Origin of the sequence: Streptomyces malaysiense (assembly GCF_000980885.2) — a bacterium.
Taxonomy (GTDB): domain Bacteria; phylum Actinomycetota; class Actinomycetes; order Streptomycetales; family Streptomycetaceae; genus Streptomyces; species Streptomyces malaysiense.
The window spans coordinates 46,422-63,329 of record NZ_LBDA02000025.1; the positions used below are offsets into that span (position 1 = coordinate 46,422).

The following is a 16,908-nucleotide window of genomic DNA, read 5'->3' on the forward strand; positions in this document are numbered from 1 at the left end:
TTGAGTTGATTTCAATATGGCGACCCAGACCGCGCGCTCCGTGCGAACCCATAAGGTCAGCCGCGGCCGGTGATCGACTGGCCACAACCTGCCCTGCGACAGGTTCCGTACATGCGCCGCTGTACATGCCGGACGGCCGCAGGCGCATTGCTCCGCCCCAGTGACCCCTGAAGGACTCCGATGCGTTTCTCGCCCCGTGCCGCCACCAAGATGCTCGCCGCCGCGGTCCTCCCGCTGGCCCTCGCCGCCTGCTCCGCCGGATCCAACGGATCCAACGGATCCAACGGATCCGGCAGTGGCTCGTCGCACGCCGCCAAGCCCAAGGCCCCGAGCGCCAAACTGCTGACGGGGACCCAGTTGAAGAAGGCCCTGGCGCCCGCATCGTTCTTCCCGGCCGGGCTCTCCCTCACGTCCCAGTCCTCTGTGGACACCGGCACCACGTACCAGTCGCAGGACGTCAAGAGCCTGGGGAAGCCCGACTGCACGAGCCTGGAAGGCACCGCCTGGATCTCCATGACGAACATCACGGGGGTGTCGTTCGCGCAGAACGGCTACTCGGCCGAGCACTCGGAGATGGACCAGGAGATCGACGTCTTCCGTGGCACCACCGCGGCGACGGTGATGAAGCGCCTACGGACCATCGGGGCCATGTGCGCGACGTTCAACGACGTCAGAGAACACGCTGCCTTCAAGGTCTCGAGCCGCACCATAACCGGTCTCGGCGACGATGCCTACGCCATGACCGAGTCCAGCAACGTGTACGAGAACGGCGCCACGCTGATCGCCGTCCGTAAGGGAACCGCAGTCATCACCGTGCTCTCCAACCACGACAACGGCGCCGTCTCCGGGAAGAAGCTCGCGGAACACATCCTCGCGTCGCTGGAGCAGACGATGAAGACCGCCTGACCAGGCGCTCAGGGAGGCGACCCGCTCCCGGACTCCGGACCAGTACCGTGAAGCCATGGGCCTGGCGGGGTCGTCCAGGGGTTGTAGGCGGCGGTTCGCCGTACGTGAGGAGCGGAGCCCCGGTAGAACCGGCAGTCGACCAAGACGAGCCGTTCGCAAGGACCGGAGGCTCCGCTGTCCCCAGGTCGTGGGTGCGGCCCGGCAGGGCGGGCGAGAGCCACAGCAGCCGGCCGCCGGGATCGGTGACCACCTGCACGTTCACGCCGTGCCGCGCGTCAGCCAGGCTGGCGCGTGGCGGAGACAGAGGCGCGGCCGGCCGGCACCCGAGCCGCGCGCGCTGAGGGGACGCAGCCGCCTTGAACCCAGTCGCACAAATCGCTCCAGCTGGACTGACAGGCCGCTCAGACCCACTCCACCTCGGAAACGATGTACGGGGCACTTCCAGGGCCCGGCAACGGCGTCCGAGAGGGCACGGGCGGCGCCGACGGGCGAGGGACCGAAGTGCCGACCGCAGCCAGCGCAGCCGTCACATCCCCCTCGCTCACCCCCGCCAGCGCCTCCATCACCCGATCGAGCGCCTCGCTCACGTCAGTGCGCGTGACCACTCGAAGCGGGCGCCGGACCAGCGTTCTTGACCGTCAGAGGAAGCAACTTCTTGCCGGTCGGGCCGATTTGTATGGCCGTGTCCATCTGCGGGCAGACGCCGCAGTCGAAGCACGGGGTCCAGCGGCAGTCCTCGACCTCGGTCTCGTCGAGGGCGTCCTGCCAGTCCTCCCAGAGCCAGTCCTTGTCCAGGCCGGAGTCGAGGTGGTCCCAGGGAAGGACCTCCTCGTAGGTGCGCTCGCGGGTGGTGTACCAGTCGACATCGACGCCGTGGGCGGCGAGGGCCTTGTCGGCGCAGGCCATCCAGCGGTCGTAGGAGAAGTGCTCGCGCCAGCCGTCGAAGCGGCCGCCGTCCTCGTAGACGGCGCGGATGACGTCGCCGATACGGCGGTCGCCGCGGGACAGCAGGCCCTCCACGATGCCGGGCTTGCCGTCGTGGTAGCGGAAGCCGATGGAACGGCCGTACTTCTTGTCGCCGCGGATCTTGTCGCGCAGCTTCGCCAGGCGTGCGTCCGTCTCCTCCGCCGAGAGCTGCGGGGCCCACTGGAAGGGGGTGTGGGGCTTGGGGACGAAGCCGCCGATCGAGACGGTGCAGCGGATGTCGTTGGCCCCCGACACCTCGCGGCCCTTCTGGATGACGTGGGTCGCCATGTCGGCGATCTGGAGCACGTCCTCGTCGGTCTCCGTGGGCAGGCCGCACATGAAGTACAGCTTCACCTGGCGCCAGCCGTTGCCGTAGGCGGTGGCGACCGTACGGATCAGGTCCTCCTCCGAGACCATCTTGTTGATGACCTTGCGCATACGCTCGGAGCCGCCCTCGGGGGCGAAGGTCAGACCGGAACGGCGGCCGTTGCGGGTCAGCTCGTTGGCCAGGTCGACGTTGAAGGCGTCCACGCGGGTGGAGGGCAGCGACAGGCCGATCTTGTCGTCCGTGTAGCGGTCCGCGAGGCCCTTGGCGATGTCGCCGATCTCCGAGTGGTCCGCGGAGGACAGGGAGAGGAGGCCGACCTCCTCGAAGCCCGTGGCGTTCAGGCCGCGCTCCACCATGTCGCCGATGCCCGTGATCGAGCGCTCGCGCACCGGGCGGGTGATCATGCCCGCCTGGCAGAAGCGGCAGCCGCGGGTGCAGCCGCGGAAGATCTCCACCGACATGCGCTCGTGGACGGTCTCGGCCAGCGGCACGAGGGGCTGCTTGGGGTAGGGCCACTCGTCCAGGTCCATGACGGTGTGCTTGGAGACCCGCCACGGCACGCCCGACCTGTTCGGCACGACGCGGCCGATCCGGCCGTCGGGGAGGTACTCGACGTCGTAGAACGCCGGGATGTACACCGAGCCCGTCCTCGCCAGCCGGAAGAGGACCTCCTCGCGGCCGCCGGGGCGGCCCTCGGCCTTCCACTCCCGGATGATCCGGGTCATGTCCAGCACGGCCTGCTCGCCGTCACCGATGATCGCCGCGTCGATGAAGTCGGCGATCGGCTCCGGGTTGAACGCCGCGTGGCCGCCGGCCAGGACGATCGGGTCGTCCTCGGTGCGGTCCTTGGACTCCAGCGGGATTGCGGCAAGGTCGAGGGCGGTGAGCATGTTCGTGTAGCCCAGCTCCGTGGAGAAGCTGAGGCCGAACACGTCGAACGCCTTCACCGGCCGGTGGGCGTCCACCGTGAACTGCGGGACGCGGTGCTCGCGCATCAGCGCCTCCAGGTCCGGCCACACGCTGTACGTGCGCTCGGCGAGGACGCCGTCCTGCTCGTTGAGCACCTCGTAGAGGATCATGACGCCCTGGTTGGGCAGACCGACCTCGTAGGCGTCCGGGTACATGAGCGCCCAGCGGACGTCGCACTCGTCCCAGTCCTTGACGGTGGAGTTGAGTTCTCCGCCTACGTACTGGATCGGCTTCTGCACGTGCGGGAGCAGAGCTTCGAGCTGCGGGAAAACCGACTCGACAGGCATCTCGCGAACCTTCATGAGCTGACAGGGGTGACCATCCAGCGTAACCCGCCCGCGGCCCTCCTCCGAACGGTCAGCCGAACGAGCGGTCCGCGACCCCGCGCCACCGCGCGGGCAGCTCGGCCTCCGCTACCGCCGCCCGCGCCTCCTCCCTGCCGTACAGCACCCCGTAGGGGAACGCGCTCTCCCCCGCCGCATGGGCCACCGCGGCCAGCTCGCGCAGGGTGCGCCGGGCCATGACGCTGTCCTGGTGGTCACCGAGCAGGGTGGTGAGGGACTTCATGGCGGCGGTGAGCCGGCGGGCGGGGGCGCCGAGCGCGGGGGTCGCGGCCTCGGCGGCGTACCGGGTCCGCTTGGCCTTCTTGCGGGCCTCGTGCAGGGCGAGGTCGCGCTCCGTGCCGGGCGGCAGGTCCAGCGCCCGCTCGACGCGGGCGGTGAGCTTCGCGAGGTCCTTGTGCACGGCCTCGCCGAGCGCCTTCCCCGGTTTGCGCCCGGCCGCCTCGCGCAGCGGTGGGTCCGCGAGCAGGGCGTCCAGGGTGTTCAGCAGGGCGAGGTGGCGGGGGGAGTCCAGGACGCCGGCGAGGTGGGCGGGGGCGCCGGCGCCGCGGGCCCGTGCCCAGGACGTGAGGCGTTCGTGGACCGGCCCGGTGGCCAGGGTGGCCGGGAGGGCGTCGAGGGCGGTGGTCAGCCGCTCGGCGAGTACCTCCTGGTCGCGGTCGACGCCCAGCTCGCCCGCGAGCCACTTCAGCTCGGCGGCGACGGGCTCGGTGGCGGCGCGGTCGAGGACGGCGCGGAAGGTGCGCAGGGCGCTGCGGGCGCGGCGGGTGGCGACCCGCATCCGGTGCACGGTGTCGGGGGTGCCGAGGCGGACGGCGGGGTCGAGGGCGACCAGGGCGTCCCGCTGGGCGCGGAGGTAGGCGAGGACGTGGTCGCCCGCGGTGACCGGCTCGGCGCGCGCGGGGGACGTGCGGAGCGGGCCGCCGGTGAGTTCGAGGGCGCGGGCGAGTTTGGAGGGCGAGGCGGACGGCCGTACGCCCGCTCCGGCCAGGCAGGTGTCCACGTGGTCGAGGAAGGCCGGGTCTCCCCCGTCGGCCAGTTCCACCTCGATCTCGGTCCACTGGGCGGTCCCGCCCGCGCCGGTGAGCCGTTCGGCCCGTACCGTGTCCGCGCTCGCCTCGGCCAGCAGGGTGCCGTCCGCGTCCGTCAGATGGCGCACGTCCCGGGCGGAGCGCAGCCGGACCAGGGGGACCAGTTCCGCCTCCCGGACCCGGGAGCGGACCAGGGCGGCGAGTTCCGCGGGGAGGGTGTCGGAGAGGGGGGCCCGGATCTCGTCGCGGATTCCGGGGGCGACCGGGAGCTTGAGATGCCAGCCGGCGTCGGAGCCGCCGGTGCGGCGGCGCAGGGTGAGGGAGGCGGCGGCGAGGCGCTGGTCGGCGGTGTCGTAGTAGGTGGCGTCCAGCTCGACCAGGCCCTTGTCGAGTACGGCGGCCACCCCGCCGATGCCGGTCAGGTCGGGCAGACCGCTGTCATCGGATTCGTACTTGCGCTCGATCTCGCGTTTCGTCTCCGCCATGGACCGAATCTAGTGCGCGGCGGGCCGGTGCGGCAGGGGGCGATCGCGGTGCGGGGCGGGAATGACCCCGCCCCGCGTCACGGTGCCCGGTGTCAGGCCGACATCGGCCGCTGCACCTTGATCGACTGGAGCAGTCCCACGGCTATCCACACCGCGAACATCGATGATCCGCCGTATGACACGAAGGGCAGCGGCAGACCGGTGACCGGCATGATGCCGAGGGTCATGCCGATGTTCTCGAACGACTGGAAGGCGAACCAGGCCACGATTCCCGCGGCCACGATGGTGCCGTACAGCTCGGTCGAGTCGCGGGCGATCCGGCAGGCGCGCCACAGGATGACGCCGATCAGGAAGATGATGAGTCCGGCGCCCAGGAAGCCCAGTTCCTCGCCCGCGACCGTGAACACGAAGTCGGTCTGCTGTTCGGGCACGAACTGGCCGGTGGTCTGCGAGCCGTGGAAGAGCCCGGCGCCGGTCAGTCCGCCGGAGCCGATGGCGATGCGGGCCTGGTTGGTGTTGTAGCCGACGCCGGCCGGGTCCAGGTCCGGGTTGGCGAAGGCCGCGAAGCGGTTGATCTGGTACTGGTCCAGGATGTGCAGCTGCCAGATGGCGATACAGCCGACCACACCGGTGGCGAGCAGCCCGAACACCCAGCGGTTGGAGGCGCCGGAGGCGAGCAGCACGCCGAGGATGATGGCCACCATCGCCAGCACCGAGCCGAGGTCCGGCATCAGCAGCAGGATCATGCAGGGCACGGCCGCGAGTCCCAGGGACTGGGCCACCGTGCGGTGGTCCGGGAACGGCTTGTCGCCCGCGTCCACCCGCGCGGCCAGCAGCATGGCCATGCCGAGGATGATCGCGATCTTGAGGAACTCGGCGGGCTGGATGGAGAAGCCGCCGACCACGATCCAGTTGCGCTGGCCGTTGATGGTGGCGCCGAGCGGGGTGAGTACCACCAGGGCGAGCAGGACCGAGGCGCCGTAGAGGACCGGCACCGCGTTGCGCAGGGCGCGGTGGCCCAGCCAGAGGGTGGCGAGCATCAGGGCGAACCCGATGCCCAGGTTGATCAGATGGCGTTCCAGGAAGAAGTAGGGGTCTCCCTGGTTGATCTCGGTGCGGTTGCGGGTCGCCGAGAAGACCAGCATGGAGCCGATCAGCGACAGTGCCATCGCGGACAGGAGTATCGGCCAGTCCAGGCGCCGCGCCAGCGAGTCGCGGGCGAAGATCCTCGTCCAGCCGGCCCGCGCGGGTCCGTACCCGGAGACGGAGAAGCTGTTCGCGCCGGTCATGAGGGCATCCTCCGGCTTCCCCGCTTCCGGCGCGGGCGCCTTCGGGTGTTGCTGTTGCCATTGGTGGGGGGTGCGGTACCGGCGGGCTGCTGGTCGCTGCCGTTGCTCGGGTTGCTCTTCTGGGCGGCCTCGGTGTCCTTCGCCGGGTCCTTGGGGACCGCGGGCGCGGCGATGGTACCGTCCGCGCGGACCTTCGGCAGGGACTGCTGGGGGTGGGGCAGCAGCGCCTTGCTGTTGTCGACGGAGCCGTCGCCCTGGACGCCGTAGAGCGCGCTGTAGATGTTGCGCACGGCCTCACCGGAGGCGCCGGAACCCGTACCGGCCTGGGCGATCGTCATGATCACCGTGTAGTCCTTGGAGTAGGTGGCCATCCAGGAGGTGGTCTGCTTGCCGTAGACCTCCGCCGTACCGGTCTTGCCGTGCAGTGGGATCTTGTCCTGCGGCCAGCCGCTGAACTTCCAGGCGGCCGTACCCCGGGTGATGACGCCCGCGAAGGCGTCGTTCATGCCCTTGAGGGTGGCCTGGGTGACCGGCAGCTTGCGCTGCACCTGGGGCTTGATCTCCTGGACGGTCTTGCCGTCGGGGCTGATGATCGCCTTGCCGATGGTCGGGACGTACTCGGTGCCGCCGTTGGCGACGGCGCCGTAGATCATCGCCTCCTGGATCGGCGTGACGAGGGTGTCGCCCTGGCCGATGGAGTAGTTGATCTCGTCACCCTCGCGCATCTTGTCGCCTTCGAGGCAGTTCTCGTAGGCGATCTTCTCGACGTAGGTGCCGTCCTTCTTGCCGGTCTTGCACCAGGAGTCCTTGTTGGCCTTCCAGTAGTCGAGCTTCCACTGACGGTCCGGGACGCGGCCGCCGACCTCGTTGGGCAGGTCGACGCCGGTCGGCTTGCCGAGGCCGAACTGGTGGGCGGTCTTGAAGAAGTAGTCCTTCGGCTGGCCCTTCTTCGGGTTGATGCCGCCGTCCCTCTTCCACTCCTTGTCGGCGAGGCCGTAGAACACGGTGTCGCAGGAGACCTCCAGGGCGCGGCCCAGCGAGATGTCACCGAAGTTCTCGCCCTCGAAGTTCTTGAAGACCTGGCTGCCCACCCGGTAGTCGCTGGTGCACGGGTAGCCGCCGTCCCATGGGTAGCCGGCCTGGACGGCGGCGGCCGTGGAGACCACCTTGAAGGTCGAGCCGGGTGCGGCCTGACCCTGTATGGCCCGGTTGAGCAGCGGGTAGTCGGAGTTCTTGCCGGTGAGGGCCTGGTAGTCCTTGGCGGAGATGCCGCCCACCCAGGCGTTCGGGTCGTACGTGGGCGCGGAGGCCATGGCGACGATGCGGCCGGTCTTGGCCTCCATGACCACGACGGCGCCGGAGTCGGCCTTGTAGTTCTCGCCGGTGATGGAGTCGAACTGCTGGCGGGCGGTCTTCATCGCCTTGTCCAGTTCGTACTCCGCGACGCGCTGGACGCGGGAGTCGATGCTGGTGACCAGGTTCGAACCGGGCTCGGCGGCGTCCGACTTGGCCTTGCCGATGACCCGGCCGAGATTGTCCACCTCGTAGCGGGTCACGCCGGCCTTGCCGCGCAGCTCCTTGTCGTACTCCCGCTCCAGGCCCGAGCGGCCGACCATGTCCGAGCGCAGATAGGGCGAGCTGGTGTCCTTGGCCTTCTGGATCTCGTCGTCGGTGACCGGCGAGAGGTAGCCGAGGACCTGCGCGGTGTTGGACTTGCCGGGGCCCGGGTAGCGGCGCACGGCCTCGGGCTCGGCGGTGATGCCGGGGAAGTCCTCGGAGCGCTCGCGGATCTGCAGGGCCTGGCGGGCGGTGGCCTTGTCGGTGATCGGGATCGGCTGGTAGGGCGATCCGTTCCAGCAGGGTTGGGGGGTCTTGGCGTCGCAGAGGCGGACCTTCTGCAGGACGTCCTCGGTCGACAGGCCGAGGACCCCGGCCAGCTTGGTCAGGACCGCCTTGCCGTCGTCCTTCTGCTTGAGCAGGTCGGTGCGGGAGGCGGAGACCACCAGGCGGGTCTCGTTGTCCGCGAGGGGTACGCCGCGGGCGTCCAGGATCTCGCCGCGCACGGCGGGCTGGACGACCTGCTGGACGTGGTTGCCCGACGCCTCCTTCTGGTACTGCGCGCCCTCCCGGATCTGGAGGTACCACAGCCGGCCGCCGAGCGTGCCGAGCAGCGAGAGGACGAGGATCTGGATCACGACGAGCCGGATCTGGACCCGTGGGGTCCGGCCGGTCTCGGGGATGTTGGTCACTGCGGGCTGCTCCCCCTCTCAGCGCACGGACGTCCGGACGCGCAGCGCGTGTGTGCGACCGGACCGCGCGCGTACGAATGATGAACGATCAGTCTGTGAGCCCGCGTTCCGCGAAGGCCGACCCGTTCGAGTGAATGGTCCCGGGTCCCCGGGGGCCTGACGTGTGTTCACAGCCGCTTGACCCCCTTGATCCGGCCGACCCGGGCGGAGCGGGTGCGGGCCTTGGCCTTCAGCGCGCCGAGGCCGCCGCGCTGGCTGCCGATGCGCAGGCCGGTGCCGGAGGAAAGCCAGCCCGAGGAGATGTCGGCCGCCTTGGCGCTGGTGGCGGTCTCGGCCAGCGGGTCGTTCTCACCGCGGCGGGCCAGCCACATCACCCCCGGGACCACGAACGGGGCCAGCAGCAGGTCGTACAGGGCGGCCGAGACCAGCAGGCCGGGCAGCCCGACATGGCGGGCTGCGGTGTCGCCGACCAGGGCGCCCACCCCGGCGTACAGCAGGGTGGAGCCGATCGCGGCGACGACGACCACGGCCATCGGGCCGGTCGCCGACTTCAGCCGGCCGTGGTCCGGCTTGATCAGCCCGGCGAAGTAGCCGGTCACACAGAGCACCAGGGCGTAGCGGCCGGCCGCGTGGTCCGCGGGCGGGGCCAGGTCGGCCAGCAGGCCGGCGGCGAACCCGACGAGGGCGCCGCCGACATGGCCGTAGACCATGGCGAGGCCGAGGACGGTCAGGAGCAGCAGATCGGGGACGGCGCCCGGCAGGTGGAGGCGGGCGAGGACGCTCACCTGGATCACCAGGGCGACCACGACCAGCGGCACGGAGAGCAGGATCCGGTTGACACGCATGGGGATTGAGCTCCTACGGCTGCTGGTCGGTCTGGGACGGGTCTCCCGACGACTGGTCACTCTGCCCGCCGCCCTGGTTCGCGTCCGCGGACGGGGTGACCGTGACGGTCACGGTGGGCGTCGGGACCGGCTTGGGCTTGCTCGGCAGTACCTCGTCGCGCGGGTCCTTCTTCGGCGCCTGGACGACCACGCCGACGATGTCGAGCTTGGTGAAGCTGACGTACGGGGTGACGTACAGAGTGCGGGTCAGACCGCCGCCGGAGGGGTCGACCCGCGAGACCACACCGACGGGCACGCCCGGCACGAACGGCTTGTCGGACTCCGAGCCGAAGGTGACCAGGCGGTCGCCCTTCTTCACCTCGGCCTTGCCGTTGAGCAGTTGGACGCGCAGCGGGCGGTCGCCCTGCCCGGAGGCGAAGCCGAGTTCGTCGCTGCCCTCCATCCGGGTGCCGACGGTGAAGTCCGGGTCGTTGGCGAGCAGCACGGTGGACGTGTCCGGGCCGACCGTGGTGACCCGGCCGACCAGGCCGTCGGCGTTGAGGACGGTCATGTCCCGCTTGATGCCGTCGCTCGCGCCGACGTCGATGGTGATGGTCCAGGAGAAGCCCTGCGCCGACCCTATGGCGATGACCTGGGCGCCCTTGATGCCGTACTGGCCCGCGCCGGCGAGCCTCAGCATGCCGTCGAGCTGGTTCAGGCGGCTGCGGCTGCGGTCGTCGCTGCCGAGCTTCGCCTTGAGGGCCGCGTTCTCCTTCTCCAGCGTGGCGAGCCTGCTGTGCCGCTCGCCCGAGTCGCGGATCGCGGAGACGGCGTTGCCGACCGGGTCGACCGCCGAGGACAGGCCGTCCTCCACCGGGCCGAACACGGTGGCCGCTGCCTGCCGGGCACCGTCGACCGGGGAGTTCCGGCCCCCTCGGATATCCACGGTGATCAACGCGAACGCGACGGCGATCAGCAGGACCAGGAGCAGCCGGCTCTCTTTGGTGTCCCTCACGTGCGGCGGCCGTGCCCTTCCTCAAGTAGGAATTCGTCGGACCCCCCGGAAAAGCGCGAAAGGTACGGCGCAAATCCAAGCGGCCCATTTGGGGGAGCTTATGCCTCTATATCAACGATCCGCCGTACGAGAGGAGAACGTCTCGTACGGCGGAATCGGTGCGCCGTGTCACCGGCGCGGCTGCGCGTCCAGAACCTGCTGGAGCGCCTCGAACTCCTCGACGCACTTTCCGGATCCGAGCGCCACGCTGTCCAGCGGGTCCTCGGCGATGTGGATCGGCATGCCGGTCTCGCGGCGCAGCCGCTCGTCCAGGCCCCGCAGCAGGGCGCCGCCACCAGTCAGCACGATGCCTCGGTCCATGATGTCGCCGGACAGCTCCGGCGGGCACTTGTCGAGGGTCGTCTTGACCGCGTCCACGATCGCGTTGACCGGCTCCTCGATCGCCTTGCGGACCTCGGCGGCCGAGATGACGACGGTCTTGGGCAGCCCGGACACCAGGTCCCGGCCGCGCACTTCGGTGTGCTCGTCGGAGTCGAGTTCGTACGCCGAACCGATGGTGATCTTGATCTGCTCGGCGGTGCGCTCACCCAGGAGAAGGCTGTACTCCTTCTTGATGTACTGGATGATCGCGTTGTCGAGCTCGTCGCCCGCCACCCTGATGGACTGGGCGGTGACGATGCCGCCGAGGGAGATGACCGCGACCTCCGTGGTGCCGCCGCCGATGTCCACCACCATGTTGCCCGTCGCCTCGTGGACCGGCAGGCCGGAGCCGATGGCCGCGGCCATGGGCTCCTCGATGATGTGCACCTGGCGGGCGCCCGCCTGGGTGGAGGCCTCGATGACCGCGCGGCGCTCGACGCCCGTGATGCCCGAGGGCACACAGACCACGACGCGCGGACGTGCCAGATACCGGCGCTTGTGGATCTTCAGGATGAAGTAGCGCAGCATCCGCTCGGTGATCTCGAAGTCGGCGATGACGCCGTCCTTCAGCGGCCGGACCGCCACGATGTTCCCCGGCGTCCGGCCGATCATCTTCTTCGCTTCGGCGCCGACCGCCAGGATGCCACCGGTGTTGGTGTTGATCGCGACGACGGACGGCTCGTTGAGTACGATCCCGCGACCCCTGACGTACACCAGCGTGTTGGCGGTCCCGAGGTCGACAGCCATGTCACGGCCGATGAACGACATTGAGTTCCCCATCCGGATTCATCTGGCCTTCCTGAGCTTTTGAGGGCATGTCAGGCAAGGCGAGGCGGGTGCTGTGACGTGAAGGCTTCCATCGTAAACGCGCCTGCACGAACACTGCGCGAGGGTCCTGGCCATTGTCACCAGATGGCGGGCCGCCCCGCTTGTGGAGACGGGCGTTCGGGGGCGTTCGTTCCCTCTATCGCCGGTATTACGCCAGGCCCGGGAAGAAGATCTTCACCTCGCGCTCGGCGGACTCCTCGGAGTCGGAGGCGTGGATCAGGTTCTCCCGGACGATGACGCCGAAGTCGCCGCGGATGGAACCGGGCTGGGCGGCGATCGGGTCGGTCGGGCCGGCGAGCGCGCGCACGCCCTCGATGACCCGCTCGCCCTCGACGATCAGGGCGACGACGGGGCCGGAGGACATGAACGCGACCAGCGGCTCGTAGAACGGCTTGCCCTTGTGCTCGCCGTAGTGCTGCTCAAGGGTCTCCTGGTCCAGGGAGCGCAGTTCCAGCGCGGTGATCTGCCAGCCGGCCTTGCGCTCGATACGGCTGATGATCTCGCCGGTCAGGCCGCGACGGACGGCGTCGGGCTTGAGCAGGACGAGGGTGCGCTGGCTCACGAGGGGACTCCTTACGCGTGGGACGTGTGCGGTGGGACGAGGTTACAGGGCGTGTCCGTGCGCCCGTTACGCAGCGTCAGCCGAGGACCCGGCCTGGGCCGCGAACCGGGCCTTGGCCTCGTCCACCTTTCGCCCGAAGTGCACCGAAGCCCACCACAGGGCGGCGAACACCACGCCCATGAAGTACATGACCGGCACGAAGACACCGGAGGCGATCAGGGCGATCTGGAGGGCCCAGCCGAGGGCGATGCCCCCGGGCCGGGTCACCATGCCGCACAGCAGCACGCACAGGACCATGGCGATGCCGCTGACCAGCCAGACGGTGGAGACCGACAGGCTCGGGTCCTTCATGGCGACCAGACCGGCGAAACCGATGACGAAGAACTCGCCGATCAGCGTGGATGAACAGAGCGTACGCACGTCGGACTCCTCAGCCCTTGCCCAGCAGCAGCCGGGCCTCGCCGACCGTGATGACGGAACCGGTGACCAGCACACCGCCGCCCGCGAACTCGCCCTCCTCCTCGGCCAGCGTGATCGCGGCCTCCAGGGCGTCGGGCAGCCGCGGCTCGACCTGGACCCGCTCGTCGCCGAAGACCTCGACGGCGATGGCGGCCAGTTCGTCCGCGTCCATGGCGCGGTGGCTGGAGTTCTGGGTGACGACGATCTCGGCGAAGATCGGCTCGAAGGCCTCCAGCAGCCCGCGCACGTTCTTGTCGGCGCTCGCGCCGACCACGCCGATCAGCCGCGTGAAGTCGAACGCCTCGCGCACCGCCTCGGCGGTGGCCTCGGCGCCGGCCGGGTTGTGGGCGGCGTCCAGGACGACCGTGGGAGACCGCCGTACGACCTCCAGGCGGCCCGGGGAGGAGACGGCGGCGAACGCCTTGCGGACGGTGTCGATGTCCAGCGGTTCGGCGCGCTGGGCGCCGACGCCGAAGAACGCCTCCACGGCGGCGAGCGCCACGGCCGCGTTGTGCGCCTGGTGGGCGCCGTGCAACGGGAGGTAGACCTCGGGGTACTCGCCGCCGAGGCCGCGCAGGGTGAGCATCTGCCCGCCGACGGCGACCTGACGGGCCACGACGCCGAACTCCAGGCCCTCGCGGGCCACGGTGGCGTCGACCTCAACGGCCTTCTTCAGCAGCACCTGGGCGGCGTCCACGGGCTGCTGGGCCAGGATGACGGTGGCGCCCTGCTTGATGATGCCGGCCTTCTCGCCGGCGATCTCGCCGGTGGTCTCGCCGAGGCGGTCGGTGTGGTCCAGGCCGATCGGGGTGACGACGGCGACATCGCCGTCGATCACATTGGTGGCGTCCCAGGAGCCGCCCATGCCGACCTCCACGACGGCCACGTCGACCGGCGCGTCCGCGAAGGCGGCGTACGCCATGCCGGTGAGGACCTCGAAGAAGGACAGCCGGTACTCCTGGGCGGTGTCCACCATCTCGATGTACGGCTTGACGTCCTGGTACGTCTCGATGAAGCGCTCGGCGGAGACCGGGGCGCCGTCCAGGCTGATCCGCTCGGTGACCGACTGCACATGGGGGCTGGTGTAGCGGCCGGTGCGCAGCTCGAAGGCGCCGAGCAGGCACTCGATCATGCGAGCGGTGGAGGTCTTGCCGTTGGTGCCCGTGATGTGGATCGAGGGGTACGAGCGCTGGGGGTCGCCCAGGACGTCCATCAGCGCGGAGATCCTGCTGACCGAGGGCTCCAGCTTGGTCTCGCCCCAGCGGGTCGCCAGCTCCGCCTCGACCTCGCGCAGCGCCTTGTCGACCTCCGGGTCCTCGGGGCGCGCGGGCACGTCGGCCCGCGGCGCGCCGCCCTGGGTACGGAGGGTACGGCTGCCGGCCTCGATGACGGCGAGGTCGGGGTCGCGGTCGGTCTCGGCCTCGATGATCTCCTCGAAGGAATCGAGGGGGTCGGGCTGGTCGTTCTCGTGCGGGAGGTCGCTCACGGGTCCCAGTCTACGGAGCCCCGCCGACATGGGTGGGCGAAGGCCCCGGTGCCTGGTCGGTACCGGGGCCTGCGGCGTCGTACGGGCGCTTACGCCTGCGGGAGCTTCTCCAGCTGGGACTGGATGCGGGTGATGTCGTCCTCCGCCTTGGCGAGGCGGGTGCGGATCTTGTCGACCACGTTGTCCGGGGCCTTGGCGAGGAAGGCCTCGTTGCCCAGCTTGGCGGTGGCCTGGGCCTTCTCCTTCTCCGCGGCGGCGAGGTCCTTGGCCAGGCGCTTGCGCTCGGCGGCCACGTCGATCGTGCCGGAGAGGTCGAGGGCGACCTCGGCTCCGGCGATCGGCAGGGTGGCCGTCGCCGTGAAGGAGTCGCCCTCCGGCTGGAGACGCAGCAGCTGGCGGATGGCCGCCTCGTGCGGCGCCAGTGCCGTGCCGTCCAGGGTCAGCCGGGCGGGGACCCGCTGGCCGGGCTGGAGGCCCTGGTCGGCGCGGAAGCGGCGGACCTCGGTGATCACGGACTGGAGCGCGGAGATCTCCTGCTCGGCGGCCGCGTCCCGGAAGCCGCTGTCGGTCGGCCACTCGGCGATGACGATCGACTCGCCGCCGGTCAGCGTCGTCCACAGCGTCTCCGTGACGAACGGGACCACCGGGTGCAGCAGCTTCAGGGTGACGTCCAGGACCTCGCCCAGGACCCGCTTGGAGACCTCGGCCGGTGCGCCGCCCGCCTGGAAGACGGTCTTGGACAGCTCGACGTACCAGTCGAAGACCTCGTCCCACGCGAAGTGGAAGAGGGCGTCCGACAGCTTGGCGAACTGGAAGTCCTCGTACAGCGCGTCGACTTCGGCCACGACCGAGTTGAGGCGGGAGAGGATCCAGCGGTCCGTCGCCGAGAGCTCGGACGCCTCGGGCAGCGGGCCCTCGACCGTCGCGCCGTTCATCAGCGCGAAGCGGGTCGCGTTCCAGATCTTGTTGGCGAAGTTGCGCGAGCCCTGGACCCAGTCCTCGCCGATCGGCACGTCGACGCCCGGGTTGGCGCCGCGGGCCAGCGTGAAGCGCAGGGCGTCGCTGCCGTACTTGTCCATCCAGTCCAGCGGGTTGACCGCGTTGCCGAAGGACTTCGACATCTTCTTGCCGAACTGGTCGCGGACCATGCCGTGCAGGGCGATGGTGTGGAACGGCGGGGTGCCGTCCATCGCGTACAGGCCGAACATCATCATCCGGGCGACCCAGAAGAACAGGATGTCGTAACCGGTGACCAGGACGGAGTTCGGGTAGAACTTCGCGAGCGACTCGGTCCGCTCCGGCCAGCCCAGGGTGGAGAAGGGCCACAGGCCGGAGGAGAACCAGGTGTCCAGGACGTCGGTGTCCTGGTGCCAGCCCTCGCCGGCGGGCGGCTGCTCGCCGGGGCCGACGCAGACGACTTCGCCCTCGGGGCCGTACCACACCGGGATCCGGTGGCCCCACCACAACTGCCGCGAGATGCACCAGTCGTGGAGGTTGTCGACCCAGTCGAAGTACCGCTTCTCCATCTCCTGCGGGTGGATCTTGACCTTGCCCTCGCGGACCGCGTCACCCGCGGCCTCGGCGAGCGGGCCGACCTTGACCCACCACTGCATGGACAGGCGCGGCTCGATGGTGGTCTTGCAGCGCGAGCAGTGGCCGACGGAGTGGGCGTAGGGCCGCTTCTCGGCGACGATCCGGCCCTCGGCGCGCAGGGCGGCGACGATCGCGGAGCGGGCCTCCAGGCGGTCCATGCCCTGGAAGGGGCCGTGGACGGTGATCACGGCGTGCTCGTCCATCACGGTGATGGACGGCAGGTCGTGGCGCTGGCCGATCTCGAAGTCGTTCGGGTCGTGCGCGGGGGTGACCTTGACGGCGCCGGTGCCGAACTCGGGGTCGACGTGGGCGTCGGCCACGACCGGGATGGAGCGGTCGGTCAGCGGCAGCTTGATGAGCTTGCCGACCAGGTGCTTGTAGCGCTCGTCCTCCGGATGGACGGCGACGGCCGTGTCACCGAGCATCGTCTCGGCACGGGTGGTGGCGACGACGATGGCGTCGTCCCCGTCGCCGTACTTCATGGAGACCAGTTCGCCGTCGTCGTCCTGGTACTCCACCTCGATGTCCGAGATGGCCGTCAGACAGCGGGGGCACCAGTTGATGATGCGTTCGGCGCGGTAGATCAGCTCGTCGTCGTACAGCCGCTTGAAGATGGTCTGGACGGCCTGGGAGAGGCCCTCGTCCATGGTGAAGCGCTCGCGGGACCAGTCGACGCCGTCGCCGAGGCGGCGCATCTGGCCGGAGATCTGGCCGCCGGACTCGCCCTTCCACTTCCAGACGCGCTCGACGAAGGCCTCGCGGCCCAGGTCGTGGCGGGACTTGCCCTCCTTGGCGAGCTCGCGCTCGACCACGTTCTGGGTGGCGATGCCGGCGTGGTCCATGCCGGGCTGCCACAGGGTCTCGTGGCCCTGCATGCGCTTGCGGCGGGTCAGGGCGTCGATGAGCGTGTGCTCGAAGGCGTGGCCCAGGTGGAGGGAGCCGGTGACGTTGGGCGGCGGGATGACGACGGTGTACGGCGGCTTCTCGCTCTTCGCGTCCGCCTCGAAGTACCCACGCTCCACCCAGCGCTCGTACAGCGGCCCCTCTACATCGGCCGGCGCGTACTGGGTCGGCAGTTCGGTGTCGGGCGCGGGTGGCTGCTGCTGAGCGTTCTCGGTCACGGGGGTCAGTTTAGAGGGGTCACGGGCCGGTCCCGA

General features: G+C 70.0%; 12 protein-coding genes and 1 pseudogene. 1 reads left to right on the top strand and 12 read right to left on the bottom strand.

Annotation, left to right across the window (positions count from 1 at the left end; translation table 11 throughout):
* The first annotated feature begins 180 nt into the window (after positions 1-180).
* A complete protein-coding gene (locus VT52_RS12170; RefSeq protein ID WP_046421725.1) occupies positions 181-906 on the top strand; it encodes a hypothetical protein in 726 nt (241 codons plus the stop codon).
* Between the two features lie 183 nt (positions 907-1,089).
* On the opposite strand, the pseudogene VT52_RS36880 reads toward VT52_RS12170, so the two are convergent.
* From VT52_RS36880 to VT52_RS12230, 12 genes and pseudogenes are all read right to left on the bottom strand, one after another.
* Positions 1,090-1,177, bottom strand: a pseudogene (locus tag VT52_RS36880) (IS5/IS1182 family transposase); the annotation flags it as partial.
* 317 nt (positions 1,178-1,494) lie between these two features.
* Complete coding sequence (locus VT52_RS12180; protein WP_046421722.1) at positions 1,495-3,456, bottom strand: TIGR03960 family B12-binding radical SAM protein; 1,962 nt, start codon at positions 3,454-3,456, stop codon at positions 1,495-1,497.
* A gap of 70 nt (positions 3,457-3,526) precedes the next feature.
* Positions 3,527-5,026: a CYTH and CHAD domain-containing protein gene (locus tag VT52_RS12185; protein WP_046421721.1), complete on the bottom strand. Its 1,500-nt coding sequence runs from the start codon at positions 5,024-5,026 to the stop codon at positions 3,527-3,529.
* A gap of 92 nt (positions 5,027-5,118) precedes the next feature.
* Positions 5,119-6,315, bottom strand: coding sequence for a rod shape-determining protein RodA (rodA, locus tag VT52_RS12190; RefSeq protein ID WP_046421719.1), 1,197 nt, complete (start codon positions 6,313-6,315; stop codon positions 5,119-5,121).
* On the bottom strand, positions 6,312-8,564 hold the full coding sequence (mrdA, locus tag VT52_RS12195) for a penicillin-binding protein 2 (protein ID WP_046421718.1): 2,253 nt from the start codon (positions 8,562-8,564) through the stop codon (positions 6,312-6,314). The genes rodA and mrdA overlap by 4 nt, the downstream gene beginning before the upstream one ends.
* A gap of 167 nt (positions 8,565-8,731) precedes the next feature.
* Entirely contained in the window at positions 8,732-9,409 is a 678-nt protein-coding gene (mreD, locus tag VT52_RS12200; protein ID WP_046421716.1) for a rod shape-determining protein MreD, read from the bottom strand.
* Positions 9,410-9,422: 13 nt separating this feature from the next.
* Positions 9,423-10,403, bottom strand: coding sequence for a rod shape-determining protein MreC (gene mreC, locus VT52_RS12205; protein ID WP_046421715.1), 981 nt, complete (start codon positions 10,401-10,403; stop codon positions 9,423-9,425).
* Positions 10,404-10,571: 168 nt separating this feature from the next.
* Positions 10,572-11,591, bottom strand: coding sequence for a rod shape-determining protein (locus VT52_RS12210; protein ID WP_046421714.1), 1,020 nt, complete (start codon positions 11,589-11,591; stop codon positions 10,572-10,574).
* 208 nt (positions 11,592-11,799) lie between these two features.
* Complete coding sequence (gene ndk / locus VT52_RS12215) at positions 11,800-12,213, bottom strand: nucleoside-diphosphate kinase (RefSeq protein WP_046421712.1); 414 nt, start codon at positions 12,211-12,213, stop codon at positions 11,800-11,802.
* Positions 12,214-12,279: 66 nt separating this feature from the next.
* Complete coding sequence (locus tag VT52_RS12220) at positions 12,280-12,633, bottom strand: DUF4233 domain-containing protein (protein WP_046421710.1); 354 nt, start codon at positions 12,631-12,633, stop codon at positions 12,280-12,282.
* Positions 12,634-12,643: 10 nt separating this feature from the next.
* On the bottom strand, positions 12,644-14,188 hold the full coding sequence (gene folC / locus VT52_RS12225) for a bifunctional tetrahydrofolate synthase/dihydrofolate synthase (protein ID WP_420856276.1): 1,545 nt from the start codon (positions 14,186-14,188) through the stop codon (positions 12,644-12,646).
* 59 nt (positions 14,189-14,247) lie between these two features.
* The gene (locus tag VT52_RS12230; RefSeq protein WP_046421707.1) at positions 14,248-16,872 is read right to left on the bottom strand and encodes a valine--tRNA ligase; all 2,625 of its coding nucleotides are present in this window, start codon (positions 16,870-16,872) and stop codon (positions 14,248-14,250) included.
* Positions 16,873-16,908: the final 36 nt, after the last annotated feature.